20 protein-coding genes are annotated in these 23,305 nt (G+C 72.6%); 4 read left to right on the forward strand and 16 right to left on the reverse strand.

Features of this window, described 5'->3' with window-relative positions; all coding sequences use genetic code 11:
• Positions 1-63: 63 nt before the first annotated feature.
• From ACFYUS_RS03225 to ACFYUS_RS03250, 6 genes are all read right to left on the reverse strand, one after another.
• Complete coding sequence (locus ACFYUS_RS03225) at positions 64-3,849, reverse strand: multifunctional oxoglutarate decarboxylase/oxoglutarate dehydrogenase thiamine pyrophosphate-binding subunit/dihydrolipoyllysine-residue succinyltransferase subunit (protein WP_388845041.1); 3,786 nt, start codon at positions 3,847-3,849, stop codon at positions 64-66.
• 300 nt (positions 3,850-4,149) lie between these two features.
• A complete protein-coding gene (locus tag ACFYUS_RS03230; protein ID WP_388845975.1) occupies positions 4,150-5,202 on the reverse strand; it encodes an ATP-binding protein in 1,053 nt (350 codons plus the stop codon).
• Between the two features lie 56 nt (positions 5,203-5,258).
• Entirely contained in the window at positions 5,259-5,996 is a 738-nt protein-coding gene (locus ACFYUS_RS03235; RefSeq protein WP_030688813.1) for a response regulator transcription factor, read from the reverse strand.
• A gap of 71 nt (positions 5,997-6,067) precedes the next feature.
• A complete protein-coding gene (locus tag ACFYUS_RS03240) occupies positions 6,068-6,739 on the reverse strand; it encodes a spermidine synthase (RefSeq protein ID WP_388845044.1) in 672 nt (223 codons plus the stop codon).
• Positions 6,740-6,839: 100 nt separating this feature from the next.
• Complete coding sequence (surE, locus tag ACFYUS_RS03245; protein ID WP_388845047.1) at positions 6,840-7,907, reverse strand: 5'/3'-nucleotidase SurE; 1,068 nt, start codon at positions 7,905-7,907, stop codon at positions 6,840-6,842.
• Between the two features lie 300 nt (positions 7,908-8,207).
• Complete coding sequence (locus tag ACFYUS_RS03250; RefSeq protein WP_388845050.1) at positions 8,208-9,953, reverse strand: glycoside hydrolase family 3 protein; 1,746 nt, start codon at positions 9,951-9,953, stop codon at positions 8,208-8,210.
• A gap of 184 nt (positions 9,954-10,137) precedes the next feature.
• Between ACFYUS_RS03250 and ACFYUS_RS03255 the strand changes: the two genes are divergently transcribed.
• Complete coding sequence (locus ACFYUS_RS03255) at positions 10,138-10,791, forward strand: TetR/AcrR family transcriptional regulator (protein WP_388845052.1); 654 nt, start codon at positions 10,138-10,140, stop codon at positions 10,789-10,791.
• A 1-nt stretch (position 10,792) separates the two neighbouring features.
• On the opposite strand, the gene ACFYUS_RS03260 is transcribed toward ACFYUS_RS03255, so the two are convergent.
• The 7 genes from ACFYUS_RS03260 to ACFYUS_RS03290 form a co-directional block, all read right to left on the reverse strand.
• Positions 10,793-11,407, reverse strand: coding sequence for a hypothetical protein (locus ACFYUS_RS03260; protein WP_388845055.1), 615 nt, complete (start codon positions 11,405-11,407; stop codon positions 10,793-10,795).
• Positions 11,404-12,723, reverse strand: coding sequence for a hypothetical protein (locus tag ACFYUS_RS03265; protein WP_388845058.1), 1,320 nt, complete (start codon positions 12,721-12,723; stop codon positions 11,404-11,406). The genes ACFYUS_RS03260 and ACFYUS_RS03265 overlap by 4 nt, the downstream gene beginning before the upstream one ends.
• Positions 12,720-13,517: an ABC transporter ATP-binding protein gene (locus ACFYUS_RS03270; RefSeq protein WP_388845061.1), complete on the reverse strand. Its 798-nt coding sequence runs from the start codon at positions 13,515-13,517 to the stop codon at positions 12,720-12,722. The genes ACFYUS_RS03265 and ACFYUS_RS03270 overlap by 4 nt, the downstream gene beginning before the upstream one ends.
• Positions 13,514-14,539, reverse strand: coding sequence for a zf-HC2 domain-containing protein (locus tag ACFYUS_RS03275; RefSeq protein ID WP_388845064.1), 1,026 nt, complete (start codon positions 14,537-14,539; stop codon positions 13,514-13,516). The genes ACFYUS_RS03270 and ACFYUS_RS03275 overlap by 4 nt, the downstream gene beginning before the upstream one ends.
• Positions 14,536-15,132 (reverse strand): RNA polymerase sigma factor, encoded by a 597-nt coding sequence (locus ACFYUS_RS03280; RefSeq protein ID WP_388845067.1) that lies wholly within the window; start codon positions 15,130-15,132, stop codon positions 14,536-14,538. The genes ACFYUS_RS03275 and ACFYUS_RS03280 overlap by 4 nt, the downstream gene beginning before the upstream one ends.
• Before the next feature lie 115 nt (positions 15,133-15,247).
• Positions 15,248-15,781: a hypothetical protein gene (locus ACFYUS_RS03285; protein ID WP_388845070.1), complete on the reverse strand. Its 534-nt coding sequence runs from the start codon at positions 15,779-15,781 to the stop codon at positions 15,248-15,250.
• A 59-nt stretch (positions 15,782-15,840) separates the two neighbouring features.
• The gene (locus ACFYUS_RS03290; RefSeq protein ID WP_388845072.1) at positions 15,841-16,488 is read right to left on the reverse strand and encodes a GNAT family N-acetyltransferase; all 648 of its coding nucleotides are present in this window, start codon (positions 16,486-16,488) and stop codon (positions 15,841-15,843) included.
• 131 nt (positions 16,489-16,619) lie between these two features.
• On the opposite strand from ACFYUS_RS03290, the gene lon reads away from it, so the two are divergent.
• Positions 16,620-19,031: an endopeptidase La gene (lon, locus tag ACFYUS_RS03295; protein WP_388845075.1), complete on the forward strand. Its 2,412-nt coding sequence runs from the start codon at positions 16,620-16,622 to the stop codon at positions 19,029-19,031.
• A gap of 99 nt (positions 19,032-19,130) precedes the next feature.
• Positions 19,131-19,724 carry a DUF4240 domain-containing protein gene (locus tag ACFYUS_RS03300; protein WP_388845078.1) on the forward strand — a complete coding sequence of 198 codons (594 nt, stop codon included), beginning with the start codon at positions 19,131-19,133 and terminating at the stop codon, positions 19,722-19,724.
• 10 nt (positions 19,725-19,734) lie between these two features.
• On the opposite strand, the gene ACFYUS_RS03305 is transcribed toward ACFYUS_RS03300, so the two are convergent.
• Together ACFYUS_RS03305 and ACFYUS_RS03310 are read right to left on the reverse strand one after the other, a co-directional pair.
• Complete coding sequence (locus tag ACFYUS_RS03305; RefSeq protein ID WP_388845081.1) at positions 19,735-20,622, reverse strand: lytic polysaccharide monooxygenase; 888 nt, start codon at positions 20,620-20,622, stop codon at positions 19,735-19,737.
• Positions 20,623-20,819: 197 nt separating this feature from the next.
• Entirely contained in the window at positions 20,820-21,659 is an 840-nt protein-coding gene (locus ACFYUS_RS03310) for a lysozyme (protein ID WP_388845084.1), read from the reverse strand.
• Between the two features lie 217 nt (positions 21,660-21,876).
• Between ACFYUS_RS03310 and ACFYUS_RS03315 the strand changes: the two genes are divergently transcribed.
• A complete protein-coding gene (locus tag ACFYUS_RS03315; protein WP_388845087.1) occupies positions 21,877-22,359 on the forward strand; it encodes a MarR family winged helix-turn-helix transcriptional regulator in 483 nt (160 codons plus the stop codon).
• A gap of 36 nt (positions 22,360-22,395) precedes the next feature.
• On the opposite strand, the gene ACFYUS_RS03320 is transcribed toward ACFYUS_RS03315, so the two are convergent.
• Positions 22,396-23,187: a hypothetical protein gene (locus ACFYUS_RS03320; RefSeq protein WP_388845090.1), complete on the reverse strand. Its 792-nt coding sequence runs from the start codon at positions 23,185-23,187 to the stop codon at positions 22,396-22,398.
• Between the last annotated feature and the right edge of the window lie 118 nt (positions 23,188-23,305).

Below are 23,305 nucleotides of genomic sequence, written 5' to 3' on the forward strand. Positions count from 1 at the left end.
CCGGAGGCCCGGCACCCCGAGTGGGGTGCCGGGCCTCCTTCCGCACGCGTACGGAGTGGTCGATCAGGCGTCGAAGACCTCGTTGACCAGCTGCTGCTGCTCCGCCTGGTGACGCTTGGCCGAGCCGACCGCCGGGGAGGAGGAGTGCGGACGCGAGATCCGGCGCAGGCGCTCGCCCGCCGGGATGTCCGCGCCGACCGCCAGGTCCAGGTGGTCGATCAGGTTGAGCGCGATGAACGGCCAGGCACCCTGGTTCGCCGGCTCCTCCTGCGCCCAGATGTACTTCGCGGCGTTCGGGTACTTGGCGATCTCGGCCTGCAGCTCGGCACCCGGCAGCGGGTACAGGCGCTCCAGACGGATGATCGCGGTCTCCGTGTCACCGCGCTTCTGACGCTCGGCCTCCAGGTCGTAGTAGACCTTGCCGGCGCAGAAGACGACCTTGCGGACGTCGGCCGGGTTGACCGTCGAGTCGCCGATCACCGGGCGGAAGCCGCCGGTGGTGAACTCCTCCACCTTGGACGCCGCGGCCTTCAGACGCAGCATCGACTTCGGGGTGAAGACGATGAGCGGCTTGTGGTGCGGGTTGTGGACCTGCCAGCGCAGCAGGTGGAAGTAGTTCGACGGCAGCGTCGGCATGGCGACCGTCATGTTGTCCTGGGCGCACATCTGGAGGAAGCGCTCCGGGCGCGCGGACGAGTGGTCCGGGCCCTGGCCCTCGTAGCCGTGCGGCAGGAGCAGCGTGACGCCGGAGGTCTGGCCCCACTTCTGCTCGGCCGAGGAGATGAACTCGTCGACGACGGTCTGCGCGCCGTTGACGAAGTCACCGAACTGGGCCTCCCAGACGACCAGGGAGTCCGGGCGGGCCAGCGAGTAGCCGTACTCGAAGCCCATCGCCGCGTACTCGCTGAGCAGCGAGTCGTAGACGTTGTAGTGGGCCTGGTCCTCGGCCAGGTAGAGCAGCGGGGTGTAGTCCTCGCCGGTCTCCTGGTCGACCAGGACCGCGTGGCGCTGGCCGAAGGTGCCGCGGCGGGAGTCCTGGCCCGACAGGCGGACCGGGGTGCCCTCCATCAGCAGGGAGCCGATGGCGAGGGTCTCGCCGAAGCCCCAGTCGATGGTGCCGTCGTCGATGGAGGCGGCACGGCGCTGCATCTGCGGGAGCAGACGCGGGTGGACCGTGATCCGCTCCGGGACGTTGACCTGCGACTCGGCGATCCGCTTCACGACCTCCTGGGAGACCGCGGTGGTGACGGCGACCGGGAACTCGGCCTGCGCGTCCGGGACGGTCGTCGCCGCCGGGGCGGCGGTGGCCTCGCGGACCTCCGCGAACACCTTCTCCAGCTGGCCCTGGAAGTCCTGGAGCGCCTGCTCCGCCTCTTCGAGGGTGATGTCGCCGCGACCGATGAGCGACTCGGTGTACAGCTTGCGCACCGAACGCTTCTTGTCGATCAGGTTGTACATCTGCGGGTTGGTGAACTGCGGGTTGTCGCCCTCGTTGTGACCGCGGCGGCGGTAGCAGATGAGGTCGATCACGACGTCCTTGTTGAACGTCTGGCGGAACTCGAAGGCGAGCCGCGCGACGCGGACCACGGCCTCCGGGTCGTCGCCGTTCACGTGGAAGATCGGCGCCTCGATCATGCGGGCCACGTCGGTCGCGTACATCGAGGAACGCGAGGACTCCGGGGCGGCGGTGAAGCCGACCTGGTTGTTGATGACGATGTGGACCGTGCCGCCGGTGCGGTAGCCCCGCAGCTGCGACATGTTCAGCGTCTCGGCGACGACGCCCTGGCCGGCGAAGGCCGCGTCGCCGTGGAGGGCGACGGGCAGGACGGTGAAGTCCGTGCCGCCCTTGTTGATGACGTCCTGCTTGGCGCGGACGACACCCTCCAGGACCGGGTCGACCGCCTCCAGGTGCGAGGGGTTGGCGACCAGGGAGACCTTGATCTGCTCGCCGTCGAGACCCGTGAAGGTGCCCTCGGCGCCCAGGTGGTACTTGACGTCGCCGGAGCCGTGCATCGACTTCGGGTCGAGGTTGCCCTCGAACTCGCGGAAGATCTGCGCGTACGACTTGCCCACGATGTTCGCGAGGACGTTGAGGCGGCCGCGGTGGGCCATGCCGATGACGACCTCGTCCAGGCGCGACTCGGCGGCGGAGTCGATGACCGCGTCGAGCAGCGGGATGACGGACTCGCCGCCCTCCAGGGAGAAGCGCTTCTGGCCGACGTACTTCGTCTGCAGGAAGGTCTCGAAGGCCTCGGCCGAGTTCAGGCGGCGGAGGATGCGGAGCTGCTCCTCGCGCTCCACGCGCGCGTGGGGACGCTCGACGCGGTCCTGGATCCACTTGCGCTGCTTCGGGTCCTGGATGTGCATGAACTCGATGCCGGTGGTGCGGCAGTACGAGTCGCGCAGGACGCCGAGGATGTCGCGGAGCTTCATCATCGACTTGCCGGCGAAGCCGCCGACCGCGAACTCCCGCTCCAGGTCCCACAGGGTGAGGCCGTGCTCGGTGATGTCCAGGTCGGGGTGCTTGCGCTGCTTGTACTCCAGCGGGTCGGTGTCGGCCATGACGTGGCCGCGGACCCGGTAGGAGTGGATGAGCTCGAAGACGCGCGCGGCCTTGGTGACGTCGTCGTCGTGCGACGCGTCGATGTCCTTGAGCCAGCGGACCGGCTCGTAGGGGATGCGCAGCGCCTTGAAGATGTCGTCGTAGAAGCCCTCCTCGCCGAGGAGGAGGTTGGCGACGATGCGCAGGAACTCGCCGGAGGCGGCGCCCTGGATGACGCGGTGGTCGTACGTCGAGGTCAGGGTCATGACCTTCGAGATGCCCAGCTTGTTCAGGGTGTCCTGGGAGGTGCCCTGGAACTCGGCCGGGTAGTCCATCGAGCCGACGCCCATGATGACGGACTGTCCGGGCATCAGACGCGGCACGGAGTGGACGGTGCCGAGGCCGCCGGGGTTGGTCAGGGAGACCGTGACGCCGGAGAAGTCCTCCATCGTCAGCTTGCCCACGCGGGCGCGCTTGACGATGTCCTCGTAGGCCTGCCAGAACTCGAAGAAGTTGAGCGTCTCGGCCTTCTTGATGCCCGCGACGACGAGCTGGCGGTCGCCGTTGGGCTTGACCAGGTCGATCGCGAGGCCGAAGTTCACGTGCTCCGGCTTGACCAGGGTCGGCTTGCCGTCCTTCTCCGCGAAGGAGTAGTTCATCGACGGCATGGCCTTGATCGCCTGCACCATCGCGTAGCCGATGAGGTGCGTGAAGGAGATCTTCCCGCCCCGGGCGCGCTTCAGGTGGTTGTTGATCACGATCCGGTTGTCGAAGAGCAGCTTCACCGGGACGGCGCGGACGGACGTGGCCGTCGGCACCTCCAGGGAGGCGTTCATGTTCTTCGCGACCGCGGCGGCGGGGCCGCGCAGCGTGATCAGCTCGGGGCCGGCGGGCGCCTCGGCGGCCGGGGCGGCCTTGACCGCGGCCGGAGCGGCGGCGGCGGGCTTCGCGGCGACCGGCGCGGGGGCCGCGGCCGGCTTCACGGGAGCCGGGGCCGCGACCGGGGCGGGCGCGGGGGCCGGAACGGCCGCCGGAGCCGAAGGCGCGGCCTGTGCGGGGCCCGCCTGCGGCGCGACGGGCGCGCTCGGAGTGGTGGCGGCCGGGGCGGCCGGGGTCTCCGACGCTCCGGGCTTGTAGTCGGCGAAGAAGTCCCACCAGGCACGATCGACTGAATTCGGGTCCTGGAGGTACTGCTGGTAGATCTCGTCGACGAGCCACTCATTGGCACCGAAGGCGGCTGCGGGGCTCACGCCCTGCCCGTCTTGGTCGGCCGGGGAGCTCGGGGTACTGGGGGACTGAGACGACACGGCGGCAACCGCCCTCTTCCGCTTCGCAAGGTGATGGACAGCGGAAATAAAGGCTACGCCTGTCCGGCCGAGAGGTGCAGGCCAGGCAGTCCAACGTTGCGCAAGTCACACTTGACAGCGTGTTTCGACGCCTTGAATGGCGGGAAACAAGCGTGGTTCCACATGTGTGAGGGTACGGAAAAGCGCGAGCACGGCCCACTTCGGCCGCACCCCTGATCACGTCCCGCTCACGTACAGGCACGGACAAGCAGGTCCCGCTCATGTACACGCAGAACGCGCGCTTCCGGTTCGAACCCTACGTCAATCTCGCGGGGGGAGACTGCCCGGAAGGGTGACTCTGATGCGGCAGCCACGTGACGATTCGGCCACTCCGATCCCGCCGCCGTGCAGATCCACCGCCCACCGCGCGATCGCGAGCCCGAGCCCCGTCCCTCCGTCGCTGCCCGGACCCTGCCGATCCGGGGCCGCGCCCCGGTTGAACCGCTCGAAGACCTTGTGCCGCTCCGACTCCGGGATGCCGGGACCCTCGTCCTCGACCTCCAGCTCCAGCGAGTCCGGATACGGACCGCGCCGGGCCCGGACCGTGACCCGGCCGTGCGGAGGGGAGTGCTTCACCGCGTTGTCGATCAGGTTCGCCATCACCTGGTGCAGCCGCTCCACGTCCGCGTGCGCGACCAGCTCGGGCGGCGACACGTCCAGATGCAGATGGACGTCCGTACGGCGGTGCAGGCCCGAGGTGGACGACAGGCCGCGCTGGGACGCCGCCAGGTTCGCCTCCCGCAACACCCCCGACAGATACGGCCAGACCTCGAAACGGCTCGCCCTGAGCGCGACGACACCGTTGTCGAGGCGTGACAGGTCGAGCAGCGTCTCCACCAGCCGGCCGAGCCGCTCCGTCTGCTTCAGCGCCGACCGCATGGTCTCCGGATCGGCCTCGGACACCCCGTCCACCACGTTCTCCAGGACGGCCCGGAGCGCGGCGATCGGCGTGCGCAGCTCGTGCGAGACGTTGGCCACCAGCTCCTTGCGGTGCCGGTCGACGGCCTCCAGGTCGTCCGCCATGCGGTTGATCGTCGACGCGAGGTCGCCCAGCTCGTCCCGCCGGTCCGCACCCCGCACCCGGCGGCTGAAGTCGCCGCGCGAGATCGACCCGGCCACCGTGTTCATCTCGTCGAGCGGCGCCGTCAGGGACTGCGCCACGAACTGGGTGATCAGCAGGGTCGCGATCATCGCGAAGATCGTGATGTACCGGAACTCCGTGGAGGTACGGATCGCCACCAGGGCCAGACCGGAGGTCAGCAGCACCGCCCCGACGACCAGGGCGCCCAGCTTGGTCTTGATCGAGATCACGATCCGGCGGGGCCGTCGCGACCCCTGTCCCGTGTCCGGCCCCCGGGGCCCCGGCGGGTTCACGGCGCCGGGGTCTCCAGCGCGTAACCGACGCCGTGGACCGTGCGGATCCGCTCGGCCCCGATCTTCCGGCGCAGCGCCTTGATGTGGCTGTCCACGGTCCGGGTGCCCGAGGCGTCCGCCCAGTCCCACACCTCGGCGAGCAGCTGCTCGCGGGAGAGCACCGCCCGGGGGGTGCTCGCCAGACAGACGAGCAGGTCGAACTCGGTCGGGGTCAGGTGCACGTCCTCCGCGCGGACCCGGACCCGGCGCTGCGCGTGGTCGATCTCCAGCTCGCCCAGGCGCAGGATCCCGCTGCGCGGGGTGACCGCCGCGAGCGCGGCCCGCTCCACCCGGCGCAGCAGCACGTGCACCCGGGCGGCCAGCTCGCGCATCGAGAACGGCTTCGTCATGTAGTCGTCCGCGCCGACGCCGAGGCCGACCAGCATGTCGGTCTCGTCGTCGCGGGCGGTCAGCATGAGGACCGGGACGGGACGCTGGGCCTGGACCCTGCGGCACACCTCCAGGCCGTCGAAACCGGGCAGCATCACGTCCAGGACCATCAGGTCGGGCTGCCAGGCCTCGGCCGCGTCGACGGCCGCGGGACCGTCGGTCGCGGTCTGGACGAGGAAGCCCTCGGCGCGCAGCCGCGCGGAGATCGCCTCCACGATCGTGGCGTCGTCCTCGACCACCAGGACGCGCCGCTGGGCCCCCGGAGTGGCCGCCGCACCGTGGTGAGTGGTGTGTGTCTGCTCCATTGCCCCGCCTCGCGTCGCCGATGTCGGTGCAGCAGCCTAGAGGTACCGACGGCGTCCCGGCTATCCAGGAGTTACCCGGGACGGACGGCGAGGTGGACCACGTCGGGGACGCCCCGGGCAACGGGGATCTCTTCCGTCCGTACCCCGCTGAATCCGGCATTCCGCAACGACTCCTCGAAATCCGCGGACGGCTGCGCGGACCACACGGCGAGGATCCCGCCCGGGTTCAGCCGGGCCGCGCAGGCCGCCAATCCCTCGGCCGAATAAAGGGATTCGTTGTCCTCGGTGACCGTCCAGTCGGGGCCGTTGTCGATGTCGAGACAGAGGGCGTCGTAGGTGTCGGTGGTGGTGTGGAGGTGGGTCACGAGGTCCGTGTGCAGGATCACGGTCCGGGGATCGGCGAGCGCGGGCCCGGAGATCGCGGAGAGGGGCCCCTTCCGGTGCCAGTCGATGATCGCCTCCTCCCGCTCGGCGACCGCGATCCGGCCCCAGCGGGGGTCGGCGGCGGCATGGGCGAGGGAGAAACCGACGCCGAGGCCGCCGACGAGGACGGAGGCGCCCTGGCGGGACCCCTCGGGGAGCGCGGCCAGGGCCGCGTCGATCAGGAGCCGCTCGGAGCGCCCGTCGGAGGTGTCCATCAGGAAGGTGCCGTTGGCGATGATCTCGTAGTGCTCGGCACGGCGGCGGAGGACAACTTCTCCGTACGGCCCTTCTCGGCGGTCGAGGGTGACGGGGCTGGTCATGATCACTCCGTTGCTCGTGTGCGTACGGTTCGTCCCGGCCATCCTCGCGAAGCGGCGACGGCCGGGACAAACGCATAACGAGCGTTACGGGTCAAGGGTCTTACGAGCGCGGGGCCTCGTGCTCCACGTACCGCTCGATCGCCTTCAGCTCGCGGCGGGCGCCGACCGGGACGCCGTAGGTGCGGTCGGCGGTGATCGGCGCCACGGCGATCCGGCCTTCGCGGAGCAGGGCGGTGGAGTCGGCGTTCCCGGTGGTCTCGGTGCAGGGGTCGCCGGGGTTCTCCTCGCAGATGCCGAGGCCGATCCCGAAGGAGTCCCGGCCGGTCTGTTCGTAGGCGTGCCAGACGACCTGTCCGTCGCCGACGCGGGTCCAGGCGGGGGCTCCGGCGCGCTGTCCGGCGCTGACGTCGGGGTAGTCGACCTTGAGGGCGAAGCCGCTGGTGAGCAGGCCGCGTTCCTTCAGGCCGGCGACGAAGCGGGCGCCGAACTCGGCGTTGGCGCGGTAGTTCACGCGGGGGAAGACGGTGTTGGTCTCGTCGCCGGAGGAGGAGAACGCGATCGCGGGGACGTCCTGGTCGAGGGCGGCGACGGCGGCGCCGACCGTGCCGGAGTCGTTGACCTGGGCGGAGACGTTGGGGCCGGAGTTGATGCCGGTCAGCACCAGGTCGGGGGCCTGGTTCCAGCCGGCCTTGGCCTTCAGGCCGGCGCGCAGGGCGAGCTTGACGGTGTCGGCCGGGGTCGCGGACGGGGAGTTCCCGGTGCAGGGGCCGTCGGCCAGGCAGACGCCGTACACCGCGCCGCCGGAGGGTGCCTGGGCGCAGTCGTCCTCGTAGCCGGCGGGCAGAACGGTGCGGCGCTGGACGGTCAGGACCCCGCCGTTGGTGACGGCCGTGCCCTTGCCGGACTGGACCTGCCAGGGCGCCATCACCACCACGTCGGCACCGGCCGCGCACATCGCCCGGCGGAGCTCGTACAGGCCGAGCCCGTCGGAGTTGCTCGCCTTCGCCGCCTGCATCGAGTCGTCGTTGGAGATCAGGATCCGCATCCCCGCCAGCGGACGGGAGACGGAAGTGCTGCCGGGGGTGCTGCCGGGAGTGGTGGCGTACGCGGTGGCGCCGGCGGCGGCGAGTACGGCGGCTGCTGCGGACAGCGCGAGGTACGTGCGCATGCGTGCGGTCCCTTCATGAGCATGACATGCGGGCAGGGAGAAGAGGATCCGGGGCCCGGCCCCCCACGGGCGGGCCCCGGATCGGCGCGGGGTCGTCAGATGCCCCGCGGTCTGTGGGCGGATCCCGGATCCAATATCCGAATCATGGATATTGGATCCGATATCCGAATTTTGGATCCGGGATCCTGGATCCAAAATCCGAGCACTGGCTCCAGAAGTCGGGCTCCAGGGGTGGGATCCAGCACTCGGGATCCAATGTTCGGGATCCCGGATTCTGGATCCCGGATTCTGGATCCCGGGTCAGATCTGCAGGCCGTGGCCGTGCGGGAACACCGGATCCACCGTGTCGTTCGGCACGTCCGGCCGGGACGCCGCCACCGCTGCCATCGAGCGCGGAAGCTCGAAGGGCAGTTTGCCTTCGGCCTTCGCACGGCCGAAGGCCACGTCGAGGAGGGCTTCGTCGCTCGCGCCGTAGTCGGCGATCAGTGCGGCCGCGTGTTCGGCGATCTCGGGCAGGACGGCGGGCCGCTCCAGGTTCACGCAGACGACCGTGGGGGTGGCGGTGAGGAGGGTGAGGATCCTGTCCAGCTCTTCCTGGGGGAAGGCGAGGCTGCCGGAGTGCAAGAAGGACTCGAACTTGTTCGGGCGGTCCTCGTACGGGGTGCGGAGCCGGAGGATCGCGAGGTCGGCGTCGGCGGGGTCGGTGACGATCTCGCCGTAGGCCGCGGCGGCCGCCGGGTCGACGTTCTCCACGTACAGCTTCGGTCGTCCCGAGAGGGGGAGCGGGCCGTCGGTGAGTACGGTGAGCGAGCGGCGCTGGGCGGCGGCGCCCGCGGCGGTGAAGTCGGCGCGGCCGACGGTCTCGGCGGCCTCGTCGGGGTCGACGTACCGGCGCTCGTCGAAGAGGCCGAGGAGGAACTTCTCCCGCAGCAGGCGCCGTACGGAGGCGTCGATCCGCGCCTCGGGGATCCGGCCCGTCGTGACGAGCTCGACGATCACCTCGGGGCACTCCTCGCCGCCGAACTGGTCCGCGCCCGCGTCCAGGGCCTTGGCGGCGCGTTCGGCGACGCTCAGGTGCTCGACGCCCCAGGCGCGGGCCTCGTGCATCTCGCCGAAGATCGGGGCGTCCATGAGGAGGCACCAGTCGGTGCAGACGATGCCGGTGAAGCCGAGTTCCTCGCGGAGCAGGCCCGTGATGACGCCCTTGTTGAAGCCGAAGCCGACCTCTTCCCAGTCGGTGCCGACGGGCTGGCCGTAGTACGGCATCATCTGCGAGCAGCCGGCGGCGATCGCGGCCTTGAACGGCTCCAGGTGGTAGTCGCGCATCCCGCCCGGGTAGACCTGCTCCTTGCCGTGCGGGAAGTGCGGGTCCTCGCCGTCCTTCTGGGGGCCGCCGCCGGGGAAGTGCTTGACCATCGCGGCCACCGAGTCCGGGCCGAGCTCGGGGCCCTGGAGGCCGCGCACGTACGCCTGGACCAGTTCGCCCGTCAGCTTCGCGTCGGAGCCGAAGGTGCCGGTCTGGCGGGACCAGCGGGGTTCGGTCGCGAGGTCGATCTGCGGGTGGAGCGCGGTGCGGAAGCCGACGGAGAGGTACTCGCGGCGGACGGTGTCGGCGAAGCGGAAGACCAGCTCCGGGTCGCCGATCGCGGCCAGGCCGAGCGCCTCGGGCCAGGCGGAGAAGGCGCCGGCGTTGAAGGAGGCGCCGATGTTGTCGGTGAAGGAGTGCCGGGGGTCGGTCGAGAGGGAGACCGGGATGCCGAGCCGGGTGCTCTCGGCCATCTCCTGGATCGCGTTGTGCCAGAGGGCCATCTCGCGGGCGCCGTAGGTGCCGAGCAGGTTGAAGTGGGTGAGCTTCAGGTCCTGGATGAGCTGCGGGGTGGTGAGCTCCAGGGTGTCCCCGTCGGCCTCGGTCACCGGGGTGCCGTCGGCGTTCATCATGAGCATGGTGTGGAAGATCTGGCCGGCCTTCTCCTCCAGCGTCATGCGGGAGAGGAGGTCCTCCACGCGCGCGTCGACGGGGAGGGCGGGGTCCTGGTACGGGTGCATGGGTGGCTCCGGGGCTACTCGACCGAAGGTCATGGGGAGGACTCCGTCGGTCACGGGCCGACGGCGGTGCCGACCCTTTGGCGACCACAGGCTAAACGCGAAAACTGAGTGACCACTAGGTTTCTGTATTGTGTCCTGGGTCACACGGCGGAAACCTTTTTCCGGACCCGGCTAAGGTGACCGCATGCCGGAGAACACGGGTCGAGCGCCCCGCGAGAGCGCGGGCAAGAGCGCAGGCAGGGGCAGCTACGCGGTCGGCGACGCACGCCGCCAGAAGATCCTGGACACCGCCGTCGACCACTTCGGACAGTGGGGCTTCAACGCCTCCTCCCTCGCCCGCATCGCCCGCGACTGCGGGATCACCCAGGGCGGTCTGCTGCACCACTTCCGCAGCAAGGAGGACCTGCTCCTCTCGGTCCTCGCGCAGAGCGAACAGCACGACGTGGAGCGGCTGTTCAGCGTCGACCCCGAGTCGTACGCCGCCTATCTGGAGACCCTCGTCGCCCTGATCGAGGAGAACACCCGGCGCCCCGGCATCGTCCGGATGTTCAACGTCCTGGTGGGCGAGTCCGGCAACGCCGACCACCCCGCCCACCAGTACTTCAAGGAGCGCTACGCGCGCGTGCTCCGGCACACCGTCGAGCTCCTGGAGGAGGCCGTGCGCAGCGGCGAGCTCCGCCCCGACACCGACTGCCTGGGCGTCGCCCAGGAGCACCTCGCCGTCATGGACGGCCTCCAGATCCAGTGGGCCCTCGACCCGTCCGCGATGGACATGCCGGCCCGGGTGGGCGCGTACCTCCGGCGCCAGTACGCGGAGATCGCGGCGCCGAAGGAGTGACTCAGGCCCCGGCCGCCGTGCGCCGGGCGCCCCGCCACGCGTACAGCGCGGCACCGGCCGTGAAGGCGGCCGCCGCCACCGTCCACGCCCCGCCCTCCGGGCCCGGCTGCATCGCCCACGCCCACCAGGCTCCCGCCCCACCCGGCTCGGCGGGGGCCGCCAGACCGACCGCGCCCAGGTAGCAGGCGGGCGGGAACCAGCTCAGCCGGGCGCCGGCCAGGGCGGCGCCGCCCGCCGCCACGCCGACCAGACCCAGGGTGTTGCGTACGGCGGCGGGCGCGCCGAACTCCTCCGCGTGCCCCGGCACCGCGAGGGCGAGCAGCAGTCCGGCGAGCACGGTCGCGGCCAGCAGATGGGCCAGCCGGCGGGGCCACCACGCGCGTGCCGCCGTACGGTCCAGCTCGTCGCTCGGCGTGTGCAGACCGGTCCCGATCACGGCCGCCGCGAGCAGCGGGCCGAGGGTCACGACCGGCAGCCGGTCCGTCGGACCGGCCCCCGGCAGCGACACCAGCCACCGGGCCGCCCAGGCGGCGGCCGCAGCCGTCGCGACGAGGACCGCGAGGGCACCGGGCAGGGCGCGGGAGCGGGCGTAGAGCTTCCACGAGGAGGGGTTCACGGGATCGGCACCTCGTCGGGGTGGCAGGGGTTCGCCGCGAGGTAGCGGGCCAGGTAGTCGCGCTGGGCGGCGGGGGACCTGGAGCGCAGGCGGTCGATGTACGGCTGTGTGCCGACGACGTCGGGCCCGCCGTCCGGGGTGGGGGCCAGCCACTGGATGACCGCGGTGTTGACGGTGATCACCCGCTCGGCGTCCGGGCCGGTGAGGTCGCCCTGCCGGCACGTGTCCGAGAAGAGCTGCATCACGGCGAAGTTCCGGTACCGATCGGCGCGTTCGATCCGCCCCCGCACCGCGTCCGCCACGGGATCGAGCAGGGCCACGTCGCCGGGGCGGGGGGCGAGGGGGCCGGCCGCCCAGCGGGCCGGCGCGCCCGGCAGCCCCCTGAGGCGCGCGTTCACCGGGGCGAGGGCCTCCGACACGGCGGGGAGCAGCTTCCGGTCGAGGGCCGTCACGCACACCTGCGGTGCGCCGCCGTCGCAGACGGGGCGGGTCAGGGCCGGATCGACGTGCCACGGGCCGTTGTTCGGCGGCAGCCGCAGGATCATCCCGGCGGCGGTGACCGCGACGGCCAGCGGGATCAGCGCGAGCGCCCGCAGGCGGGCCGTGCGTGCCCCGTACGCGAGGAGCGCGGCGAGGGCGAGCCCCGCCGTCCACGCCATCGACACCGGACCGAACCACCACACCGTCCGGGCCCAGGCGTACCTGTACTCGACGGCCGGGCCGAGCCAGCGGGCCTTCGCGTTCGTGTAGGTACCGATGGCGAGCCCGATGTACCCGACGATCCCCAGGAGCAGGGCCGTCGGACGCCAGGGGGCCAGCCGCCCGGCGAGGTGCCCGAGCACGCCGAGGGCGGCGATCGCGACCGCGTCGGTGGCGAGCAGTTCGAGGTAGGGGCGGCCCGCGGAGACGTACGGCCAGGCCGCGAGGAGGCACACGGCGTCGGCGAACAGGACCCCGGCGACCGGCCACAGCGCGGACGGGGCGACCGCGACCAGGAGGCGGCGCAGCGGGGAGCGCGGGACGGACTCCCACAGCTCCGCCGTGCCGCGCCGCCGGTCCCGGCCGCCCTGCCGGCAGCCGGCCGCGAGCGCGACGGGCCCGCCGAGCAGCCCGACGACCACGTGCAGCAGCCCCGTCACGTCCGTCCAACGGGTCTGCCACTGGGGGGCCTTGCCGTACATCGTCACCAGGACGACGAGCGCCGCGGCGGCGCCGGCCCAGGGGCCGAGACCGCGTCGCAGCTCGGTCCGGAGCGGGGAAACCGGCCGTACGCGCGCGGGTGCGTCCGTACGGGAGGGGGCGAGGGTCCCGGTCACCGCAGGGCCTCCGTCCGCCGGCCCGCCGCGTCGCGGTGGGCGCGCAGCGCGGTCGTGTAGCCGCGCTCCACCGCGCTCGTCGTGGAGTCGGCCGGATCCGTGGACTCGCCGCCGAGCGCGGCGAGTTCCGCCGTCGTGCCCTGGAAGGCGAGCCGGCCCGCCTCGACGAGGGCGACGTCCGTGCAGGCCGCCGCCACGTCCTCCACCAGGTGCGTCGAGACCACGACCGTCGCCCTCGTGCCGAGCTCCCGCAGCAGCGCGCGGAAGTCGACCCGCTGCTCCGGGTCGAGTCCGGCGGTCGGCTCGTCGAGGAGCAGCAGCTCCGGGTCGTTGACGATGGCCTGGGCGATTCCGGCGCGCCGCACCATCCCGCCGGACAGCGTCTTCATGCGCGCGTCGATCCGGTTTTCGAGCCCGACCCGCCGCACGGCCCGTTCCACGGCCGCCGGGACACGGTCGGCGGGCATCTCCTTGAGCCAGGCCACGTACGCGACGAACTCACGCACCGTGAACGCCGGGTAGTGGCCGAACTCCTGCGGCAGATAGCCGAGCCTGCGCCGGATCCCGGTGCGCTCGCCGGGGCGCGCGGCGTCGGCGCCGAGCAGCTCCACCCGGCCGGAGGCGGGCGCGGCGACGGTCGCGAGGACCCGTATGAGAGAGGTCTTCCCGGCCCCGTTCGGGCCGAGCAGGCCGTGCACGCCCGGGCCGAGGGAGAGGTCGAGCGCGTCGAGGGCGACGGTACGGCGGTGCCGGACGGTCAGTCCGGTCACCGCGACGGTGGTCGGTGGGTTCACCGGGGCTCCAGGTGGTCGAAGGAACGGCGCCGCAGCGCGAGGAGGGCGGCGCAGACGAGGGCGGCGGCGGCCCAGGCGCCCTGTACGGCGGGGCCGGCGAAGTACCGGGCGACACCGGCCGCCCCCGCGGGCCCGAGGAGGGGGCCCGCCACGGCCAGCAGCCACCCGCCGCCGAGCGTCGCGGCCGCCTCCCGGCAGCCGACGAACGACCCGAGCGCGAGCGCGGCCAGGGTCAGCGCCAGGCCCGGGAGCAGCCAGGCGGCCGCCCCCGGGAACCCGGCCACCGGGGGCAGCAGGGCCCCGCCGGCGGTCAACAGCGGTACGCAGGAGCCGAGTACGGCGGCGGTCCGGGTGAGCAGGAGGCGCAGCCCGCCCGAGGGCGTGGCGGCGGTGATCTCGTACAAGGGGTCGGCATGCCGTCCGTACGAGACGGCCACCCCGGCGAGCGGCAGCGCGGGCGAGACGGCGAGCAGCCAACTGCGGGCCCCCCTGAACCCGGCCCCGTAGGCGAGCGCGAACGCCCCACCGAGAACGAGCACCACAGCCACCACCCACGACCCGCGCAACGCGGGTCCGGCGGCCCACCAGAGCCGCGCCCACCGCCCGACGGCGACGAACCCCGCGCGCGTGCCCGCGTCGGCCGGCTGCTCCCCGCCCCTGGCCGCCGCGATGGCCTCACCCGGCGGGCCCACGGCGGCGATCCCCGCGCGCGTGTCTGCTGCGGCGATCCCCGTGCGCGTGCCTCCGGCGGTGAGTTCCGCGTCCGGCTCGGCCGGCCGTCCACGCCCGCGCGTGGCGGCTGTTCCCGTGGTCGGCGCGTGGCCCAGGGAGGCGAGGAGTTCCGCGCGCACGGCGGCTAGGTTCGGGCCCGCCGGGCCGGTGCGGACCGCTGTGGAGACGCGGGAGGCGCAGGGGGTGCAGGACTCGATGTGCTTCTCCAGGGACCAGGCGTCCGTCTCGGGGGCGGAGCCCGCGGCGTACTGGTGGGCCAGGGTGTCGGAGACGTGCCAGGGGGCGGTCATGCGGTGCCTCCCAGAGGGTGCGGGCCGAGGGCGGCGCGGAGTTCGCGGCGGGCGCGTTGGGCGCGGGTCTTGACGGTGCCTTCGGGTATGCCGAGGAGCCGGGCGGTCTCGCGGGTGGTCAGCCCGTCGACGACGGTGGCCCGGAGCACCTCGGCGAGCTCGGGCGAGATCCGGTCGAGGGCGGCGCCGACCTCCCCGTACTCCAGGCCCGCGAGCACCCGGTCCTCGGCGGAGGGCGCGGGGACGGGTGGTTCCACGGGCCGGGCGGCGGCGCGTTCGGCGCGGGCGCCGGCCCGCCGCGCGTCCACCAGGCGCCGGGCGGCGATCACCCAGAGCCAGCCGCCGGCCTCGCCCCGGCCCCGGTGGCCGCCGGCCGAGCGCCAGACCGTGACGAAGGTGTCCTGGAGGACCTCCCGTACGGTCTCCTCGTCCGGGCAGCGCCGGGCCAGCCGGGCGTACAGCCATCCGGCGTGCCGGTCGTAGAGCACGGCCAGCGCCTCGGTGTCCCCCCGGGCGACCGCGCGCAGCAGCGCCGCGTCGTCGTCCTCGTCGCCCCCGGAGGGGCCTCCCCCTGCGGGGCGCAACAGTCTCACGCCCTCTCTATCGCCGGGAGGCCGTCTCCCGGTTCACGCGCTCAGGGTTCGTCGGCGGGCCGTCCCCCGGTTCACGCGTTCAGGGGTTCGTCTGCGGGCCGTCTCCCGGGCGCGCTCAGGGGTTCGTCGGCGGGCCGCCCTCCGGCAGGGCGGCGAAGACGCGCTGGAGGGCGGGCGGGCGTTCGCCGTCGTCCGCGACGACGAGGCGGTGGCGGTAGGTCAGGTGGTACTGGAAGCCGTCGGGGATCGGGCTGCCCGTCGGGCGCTCCGGGACGAGGGCGAAGGCGGGGTCCTCCAGGGCCGCCCGCAGTTCGGCGGCCTCGGCGGGGGTCTGCCGGCCGGTCCGGGGCGGCTTGTCGCCGGAGCGGCTGGTCCAGCTGCCGTCGTAGTGGACGACGAGCTGGTTGTGGACGCCGGCGAGGCCGCCGTCGACGACGACCTCGACGAGGACCTCCGTCGGTCGGGGCTCCGCGGAGGGCGTGGCGGGCTCGGTCGTGGGGCTCGGCAGGGCCGGCGCGCTCACGCTCGACGGCGATCCGCCGGGCGCGGACGGCACCCCGGGGCCGCAGCCGCTCAGGCCGCCGGCCAGGGCCCCCGCGAGCAGCAGGGTCCCGCACCACGTCCACGTACCCCGTACGTCTCGCACCATGGGTCGAGCATGCCCCGTCCCGGGCCCCGCGCGCAGCCGGACGGCCGGGATTCCACTCCTCAGCGGCCTTCCGGTCCCGTCCGTACGATCCCGGTGACCGGGCCCCGGTGGCGCCAGCCGAGCGAGTCGTACAGGGCGAGGCCGTCCGTGGTCGCCGCGAGGACTCCGGTGGCGGCGCCCGCCTGGGCGGCGGCGGCCTCCAGGGTGCGCATGACGTTCGTGCCGAGGCCGCGGCGCCGGTGTGCGGGGTCGGTCTCGATCTGGTCGGCGACGGCGGTGGAGCCGGTCGGGGCGATCCGGCCCTGGGCGGCGAGGGCGCCGTCCGGGGCGAGGATCCGGACCCGGACGACACCGTCCTCGACCTCGGTGGTCCTGGCGTACCCCTCGGGCGGTGCGGGGCGGGCGCCGGGGTCCAGCGGCTTGACCATCATGAAGCCCGGGTCGTCGGGGACGGTCCAGCCCTCGGTGATCCACGGCTCGACGTCTTCCGGGGCCGCCATCACCTTGAGCCAGCTGTACGGCGTGGTCAGCCGGGCGCAGAGCGCGCCGACGGAGGCCGCGTCGGGGGCGGGCAGGACGTGCCGTACGACGTGCCGGGGCAGGCCGACGTCGATCCGGTGGCCCCAGGGCTCGGCGACGGCGGGCGGGGTGCCCCGGGAGACGGTCCAGCCCGCCACCCACGCTGCTGTAATGGCTGCTATATCCATGGAGGCATTACATCGGCTCCACGCGGGCGCGTGTGCGAGTGATCGCTCAGAGCGAACGGACGTCCGGGAACATCCCCGGGCTCACAAGCATTGAGTGCGTATAGCTCAACTTGACTGCCGAAGGGGAGATCATGGCTTCTGAGTCCAAGGCGTCCGTGCCGCTCACTCTGCCTGTGCTGCCGCTCGACGACGAGGTCGTGCTGCCCGGAATGGTGGTGCCGCTGGACCTGTCCGAGAACGATGTACGGGCCGCCGTCGAGGCCGCCCAGGCCGCCGCCCGCGGCGGCGCGGGCAAGCCCCGCGTGCTCCTCGTGCCGCGGATCGACGGGACCTACGCCGGCACCGGCGTCCTGGGCATCGTCGAGCAGGTCGGACGCCTGTCCGACGGCGACCCCGGCGCGCTCATCCGCGGCCTCGGCCGCGTCCGCATCGGCGCCGGCACGACCGGCCCCGGCGCCGCCCTGTGGGTCGAGGGCAGCACCGTCGAGGAGACCCTGCCCGACCCGCTGCCCGGCTCCGTGACCGAACTGGTCAAGGAGTACAAGGCGCTGGCCACCAGCTGGCTCAAGAAGCGCGGCGCCTGGCAGGTCGTCGACCGCGTCCAGCAGATCGACGGCGTCGGCGCCCTCGCCGACAACTCCGGGTACTCGCCCTTCCTCAGCGTCGAGCAGAAGGTCGAACTCCTGGAGACCGCCGACCCGGTCGCCCGCCTCAGGCTCGCCACCGCCCAGCTCCGCGAGCACCTCGCCGAGCAGGACGTCGCCGAGAGCATCGCCAAGGACGTCCAGGAGGGCGTCGACAAGCAGCAGCGCGAGTTCCTGCTCCGCCGCCAGCTCGAAGCCGTCCGCAAGGAGCTCCGCGACCTCAACGGCGAGACCGAGGGCGACGAGTCCGACGACTACCGCGCCCGCGTGGAGGCCGCCGACCTGCCCGAGAAGGTGCGGGAGGCCGCCCTCAAGGAGGTCGAGAAGCTGGAGCGGTCCAGCGACCAGTCCCCCGAGGGCTCCTGGATCCGCACCTGGCTCGACACCGTCCTCGAACTGCCGTGGAACGAGCGGACCGAGGACCGGTACGACATCCGGGGCGCCCGCGCGGTCCTGGACGCGGAGCACGCGGGCCTCGACGACGTGAAGGAGCGGATCACCGAGTACCTGGCGGTGCGCAAGCGGCGCTCCGACCGCGGTCTCGGCGTGGTCGGCGGCCGCCGTGGCGGCGCCGTCCTCGCCCTGGTCGGACCGCCCGGCGTCGGCAAGACCTCGCTCGGCGAGTCCGTCGCGCACGCGATGGGCCGGAAGTTCGTCCGGGTCGCCCTCGGCGGCGTACGGGACGAGGCGGAGATCCGCGGTCACCGGCGGACGTACGTCGGCGCCCTGCCCGGCCGGATCGTCCGGGCCGTCAAGGAGGCCGGGTCCATGAACCCGGTGGTCCTGCTCGACGAGATCGACAAGGTCGGCTCCGACTTCCGCGGCGACCCCGCGGCGGCGCTCCTCGAAGTCCTCGACCCCGCGCAGAACCACACCTTCCGCGACCACTACCTGGAGGTCGAACTCGACCTCTCCGACGTCGTCTTCCTCGCCACGGCCAACGTCCTCGAAGCCATTCCCGAGGCGCTCCTCGACCGCATGGAGCTGGTGCGCCTCGACGGCTACACGGAGGACGAGAAGGTCGTCATCGCCCGTGACCACCTGCTTCCGCGCCAGCTGGAGCGGGCCGGTCTGGAGGCCGGCGAGGTCGTCCTGGAGGAGTCCGCGCTGCGGAAGCTGGCCGGCGAGTACACCCGCGAGGCCGGCGTCCGCACCCTGGAGCGGTCGATCGCCCGGCTGCTGCGGAAGGTCGCGGCCCAGCACGAACTGGGCGACCGCGAGCTGCCGTTCACGGTCGGACCGGACGATCTGCGGGAGCTCATCGGGCGTCCGCACCACGTGCCGGAGTCGGCGCAGGACCCGGCGGAGCGGCGGACGGCCGTGCCGGGTGTCGCCACCGGGCTCGCCGTGACCGGCGCGGGCGGCGACGTCCTCTTCGTGGAGGCGTCCCTCGCCGACCCGGAGACGGGCGCCGCCGGGCTGACCCTCACCGGTCAGCTGGGCGACGTGATGAAGGAGTCGGCGCAGATCGCGCTCTCCTTCCTCCGCTCGCACGGCGCGGAGCTGGAGCTGCCCGTCACCGGCCTCAAGGACCGGGGCGTGCACATCCACTTCCCGGCGGGCGCGGTGCCCAAGGACGGGCCGAGCGCGGGCATCACCATGACGACCGCCCTCGCCTCCCTGCTGAGCGGTCGGCTGGTCCGTACGGACGTGGCCATGACCGGCGAGGTCTCCCTCACCGGCCGGGTGCTGCCGATCGGCGGCGTGAAGCAGAAGCTCCTCGCCGCGCACCGGGCGGGGATCACGACGGTCGTGATCCCCAAGCGGAACGAGGCCGACCTGGACGACGTCCCGGCCGAGATCCTGGAGAAGCTGGAGGTCCACCCGGTGACGGACGTCCGCCAGGTCCTGGAGATCGCCCTCGCCCCGGCGGTGGTGCCGGTGGACGTGGCCGCGTAACTCCCCGTCCGCGGGAGCGGGGTGCCGGTCCGGCACCCCGCTCCCGCGCGTTCGGATCTCGTTACCCGGATGTCAGCCGGGGCTGGCATGCTCGTACGCATGAACGACGACGCCTTCTGGGCTCTCATCGACGAGTTGGGCCGCCGGACCGGTGACCGGGACGAGCGACTGGAATGGCTGCGGGCGGACTTGCTCCGGCGTCCGGCGGCCGAGAGCGTGGAGTTCCAGGTGCGGCTGGAGAGGGCGACCGAGCGCGCCGACACGCGCGCGATAGGGGCGGCGGCGAACCGGATCGAGGGCGGCGCCTGCACCGACGACGGCTTCCACTACTTCACGCTCTGGCTCGTGGGCCAGGGACGGAAGGCGTACGAGTCGGTCCTCGCCGACCCGGACGCGCTGGCCGACCTGCCGGGGGTACGGGCGCTCGTGGGCCGGCACCACGACGAGTGGGACGAGGACGAGTGGCCCGAGTGGGAGGAGCTCGACTACGTCGCCCAGGACGCGTGGGACGAGCTGACGGGCCAGGAGGACGACGACGGCGAGGAGTTCCTCGACGCCGTCGAGGAGGCGGAGGACGCCGCGGAGGCGGCGGGGGAGTGGGAAGAGGGCGAGCAGCCCCGGGGGTCTCGGCCGGAGGGGTTGGCGATACCCCGGCTCACCGCCCTCTTCCCGCTCGGTGCCTCCCCCTCCTAGGCGGGGAGGCCTAGGAGGCGGAGGAGTTGCGGCGGCGGCCCAGGAGCAGGCTGCCGCCGGCGAAGGCGGCGAGGGCGCCCGCGCCCGCGAGGGCCATCGGGAGCGGCGAGGAGGGGGCCTCGGCGGTCTCGGCGGAGAGGGCCGGGGGCTGCTCGTCGCCGCCATGGCCCGCGTGGCTCACGGTGGAGAGCGCCGCGCCCTCCGCGATCTTCGCCTCGGTCGGCGCCTGGGGCTGGGCCTGGGTCTTCGTCGCGGTCGCCGCCCCGCCGAAGGTGACGTCCGAGCAGCTGTAGAAGGCCTCGGGGCTGTCGTTGCGCTGCCAGATCTTGTAGATGATGTGGCGGCCGGTGCGGGCCGGCAGCTGCCCCGTGAAGTTGTAGTAGCCGTCGGTCGCGGTGCGGGTGGTGTTGTAGACGGCGACGGGGGCCGGGTCCAGGTCGGACCACTTCAGGGGCTGGGTCGGGTCGAAGCCGGGCTTGGTGATGTAGACGGTCATGGTGCCCGAGTGCGCGGCCGTCACCCGGATCTTGAAGTCGAAGGAGCCGGCGGCGACGGCCGTCGCCGGCCAGTCGGTGCGCGCCCAGTCCAGGGCCCGGTACTTCTCGCGGTTGGCCGAGCAGAGCTTGCCGTCCGGGATGAGGGCCTGGTGCCGGCCGTCGGCGTTGGCGATGTTGACCTCGTTCCAGTCGTAGAGCGGCTGGGTGCCGGAGTCGGCGACGAGGTCCTTGCACACCTGCGACTTGGGCGTCTCGGGGCCCTCGGCGTAACAGGCCACCACCCGGCTGACGGGGTTGAAGACGGCCCCGTGGGCACCGGCCGCCGTGGGGGTGAGGCCGACGAGCGCGGTGGCTGACAGGACGGAGGCGGCGACGGTGGCGGTGCGGCGGTAGGAGGGCATGCGGGGGCTCTCTCTCGTGCGTGGGGGAGTACGGGACGAGCAACGCGCGCTGGGCGCACGGAAGTTGAATTCCGGGCGGCCGCGCTAGAGCGTCGCATTGGTCCATACCAATGGGCAAGGGGGTGGGCCGAAAAAGCCGAAGCGGCCCCCCGGGTGCCGCAGGCCCGGGAGGCCGCCGTGGAGCGAGGGGTGCGAGGTCAGCCGTTCGCGAGCGCCTGTACGCGCGAGTAGTCGCCGTTGAAGTGGTCGTGGTCGCCGACCGTCGGGCCGGAGGAGGTGTACTGCCAGATCGTGTAGTACGGCCAGCCGGCGGGGAGTTCGCCGACGTCGGTCGAGTACCGCGCGATCCACAGCGGGTTGGTGGAGGAGAAGGCCGAGGAGTTGCCGGTGCACTGCTTCCACCAGCTCGTGGCCGTGTAGATCACCGCGTCGCGGCCCGTCCGGTACTTGTACCGGTTCACGAAGTCCTGGATCCACGCCACCATCCCGGACGCCGTCTTGCCGTAGCAGGTCGCGCCGTACGGGTTCCACTCGATGTCGAGCACGCCCGGCAGCGTCTTGCCGTCCCGCGACCAGCCGCCGCCGTTGTTGACGAAGTAGTCCGCCTGGGCGGCTCCGGTCGTCGTGTCCGGGGTGGCGAAGTGGTACGTGCCCCGGATCATGCCGATGTTGTAGGAGCCGGTGTACTGCTGGTTGAAGTACGTGTTCTTGTAGTACGTGCCTTCCGTCGCCTTGAGGTAGGTCCATTTGACCCCGCTGTTCCACAGGGTGGACCAGTCCACGTTGCCGTTGTGGCCGGAGACGTCCACGCCCTCCGTCTGGACGGCGAGGGTCGACACGGGGCCCGACTTGGGACCCTGGCCGTCGTGCGCGATCACGCCCATGCCCATGTGGGCGGAGCCGCGTGCGGGGGTCGCCTGCCGGGCGCCCGGGTCCTGGGCGGCGGTGGCGGTGCTGGAGAGGCCGAGGGGGAGGAGGAGGGCCAGGGCCGCGAGGGTGGCGCCGGCGAGGGTCGTTCCGGATCTGTGCACACGCATTGCGTGCCTCCGAAAGGATCGGTGGGGGTGTCGGCACATCCTGGAATGGACATGTCATCCAGGACTTGTGGAGAAGACGCTACGCACGTAGACCCACCGGCGGAAGAGGGCCTGGTCGCCGCCGTTGGTCTACGCCTGCGAAATACTGGAGGAGCTGCGGCGATGGACGCCGCGGGAAGAAACTTTCAGCGACCGGAAGCGCGCGGGAGGTGCTGACGTGCACGGAAGCGGTACGGGACATGAAGGCCGGGCCACCACCGGCGGTGGTGTGGACCAGGAATTCCTCGCCCTGGAACGGGAGCTGGCGGTCTTCCTCCGCCGCGCCCGCGCCCAGTCCGGCGAGATGGCCCGCGAGGTCCACCCCGAACTGGAGCCCGCCGCGTACGGCCTCTTCGTACGCCTCGACGACGCCGGACCCCAGCGGGCCACCGAGCTCGCCGGGTACTTCGGCGTCGGCAAGGCCACCATGAGCCGCCAGCTGCGCGCCCTGGAGGACCTCGGGCTCGTCGCCCGCGACCCCGACCCCGCCGACGGCCGCGCCTCGCTCGTCCGCCTCACCGAGGAGGGCCGGGACCGCTTCCGCAGCGTCCGCGACGCCCGGCGCGAACGCTACGTCCGCAAACTCGCCGACTGGGACCGCACCGAGGTCGCCGAACTCGCCCGCCTCCTGCACCACTTCAACGTCCGCTCGGAAGGCTGAGGAGCCCGGGGGGTCCGGCGGTGGGGCCAGGGGGGATCAGCGGCCAGACAGCTCCGCGTACACCGCCGTCGCGTCGTCGTGCAGCTTCCACCGGTGCGCCCCGCCGGCCCGCTCGTCCGCCGCCTCCAGGGCCCGCACCCTGCGCAGCAGACCGGCCGGACCCTCCGCGCGCAGCACGCCGAAGCAGTCCGCCCAGTCGCCCTCGCCGAACAGCTCCACCCAGCGGCTCGCCCCGTCCGTGAGCGCCGCCAGGGCCCGCACCTGCGCGCGCGGGCTCGTCCCGGTCACCGCCCGCCGCGCGACCGCCGGGTCCGCCGCCGCCGTGAAGAAGCCGCCCTCCCGGTTCCGCAGCCGGTCCGTCGCCGCCAGGGAACGCCGCACCTCGTCCGGCACCCGGTCGAGCCGGTCGTCGAGCACGGCCCGTACCGCCCCGTCCGGAGACTCCAGGAGGAGCACGGAGTCGGAGAGGACCAGATGCTCGACCGACGCCTCGTCCCAGCGGGCGAGCACCACTGTTGCCTGAGGCGTTCGCACGTGAGAAAGGTCACAGGTGTCGCGGTGGGCGTCCGCGGTGCGCCGGATGGCCAGGGACAGGATCTCGGACAGGGTCATGTCCCGACGGGAACCGGACAGTTCGGTCAAAGCCCCGCCCAGCCGCGCGGTGAACCACGGGACCGTGTGCACACAACCGTCATCACCGGCGGGAGGTGTGACGCCGTCGAGCAGGACGACCGTCCCCCCGCTCCCCGAGGCGGGCAGAGCTGCGGCCACCCAGTCCTCGTTGGGGCGTTCGGGGCTGCCGGGAAGGGAGGCGGCTTCGCTGCGCATGGCATCCAGTGTGCCCGCCCCCACGCATTCCCCGGTGGACTCCTTCACTGGACCTGCAAATGACCGGAAAAGGCCTGTACCAACCCTGCGGAAGAGGTGTGAAGGACGGAACTGCCGC

The sequence above is a fragment of the Streptomyces sp. NPDC004284 genome, from assembly GCF_042874035.1.
In the GTDB taxonomy this organism is placed as follows: domain Bacteria; phylum Actinomycetota; class Actinomycetes; order Streptomycetales; family Streptomycetaceae; genus Streptomyces.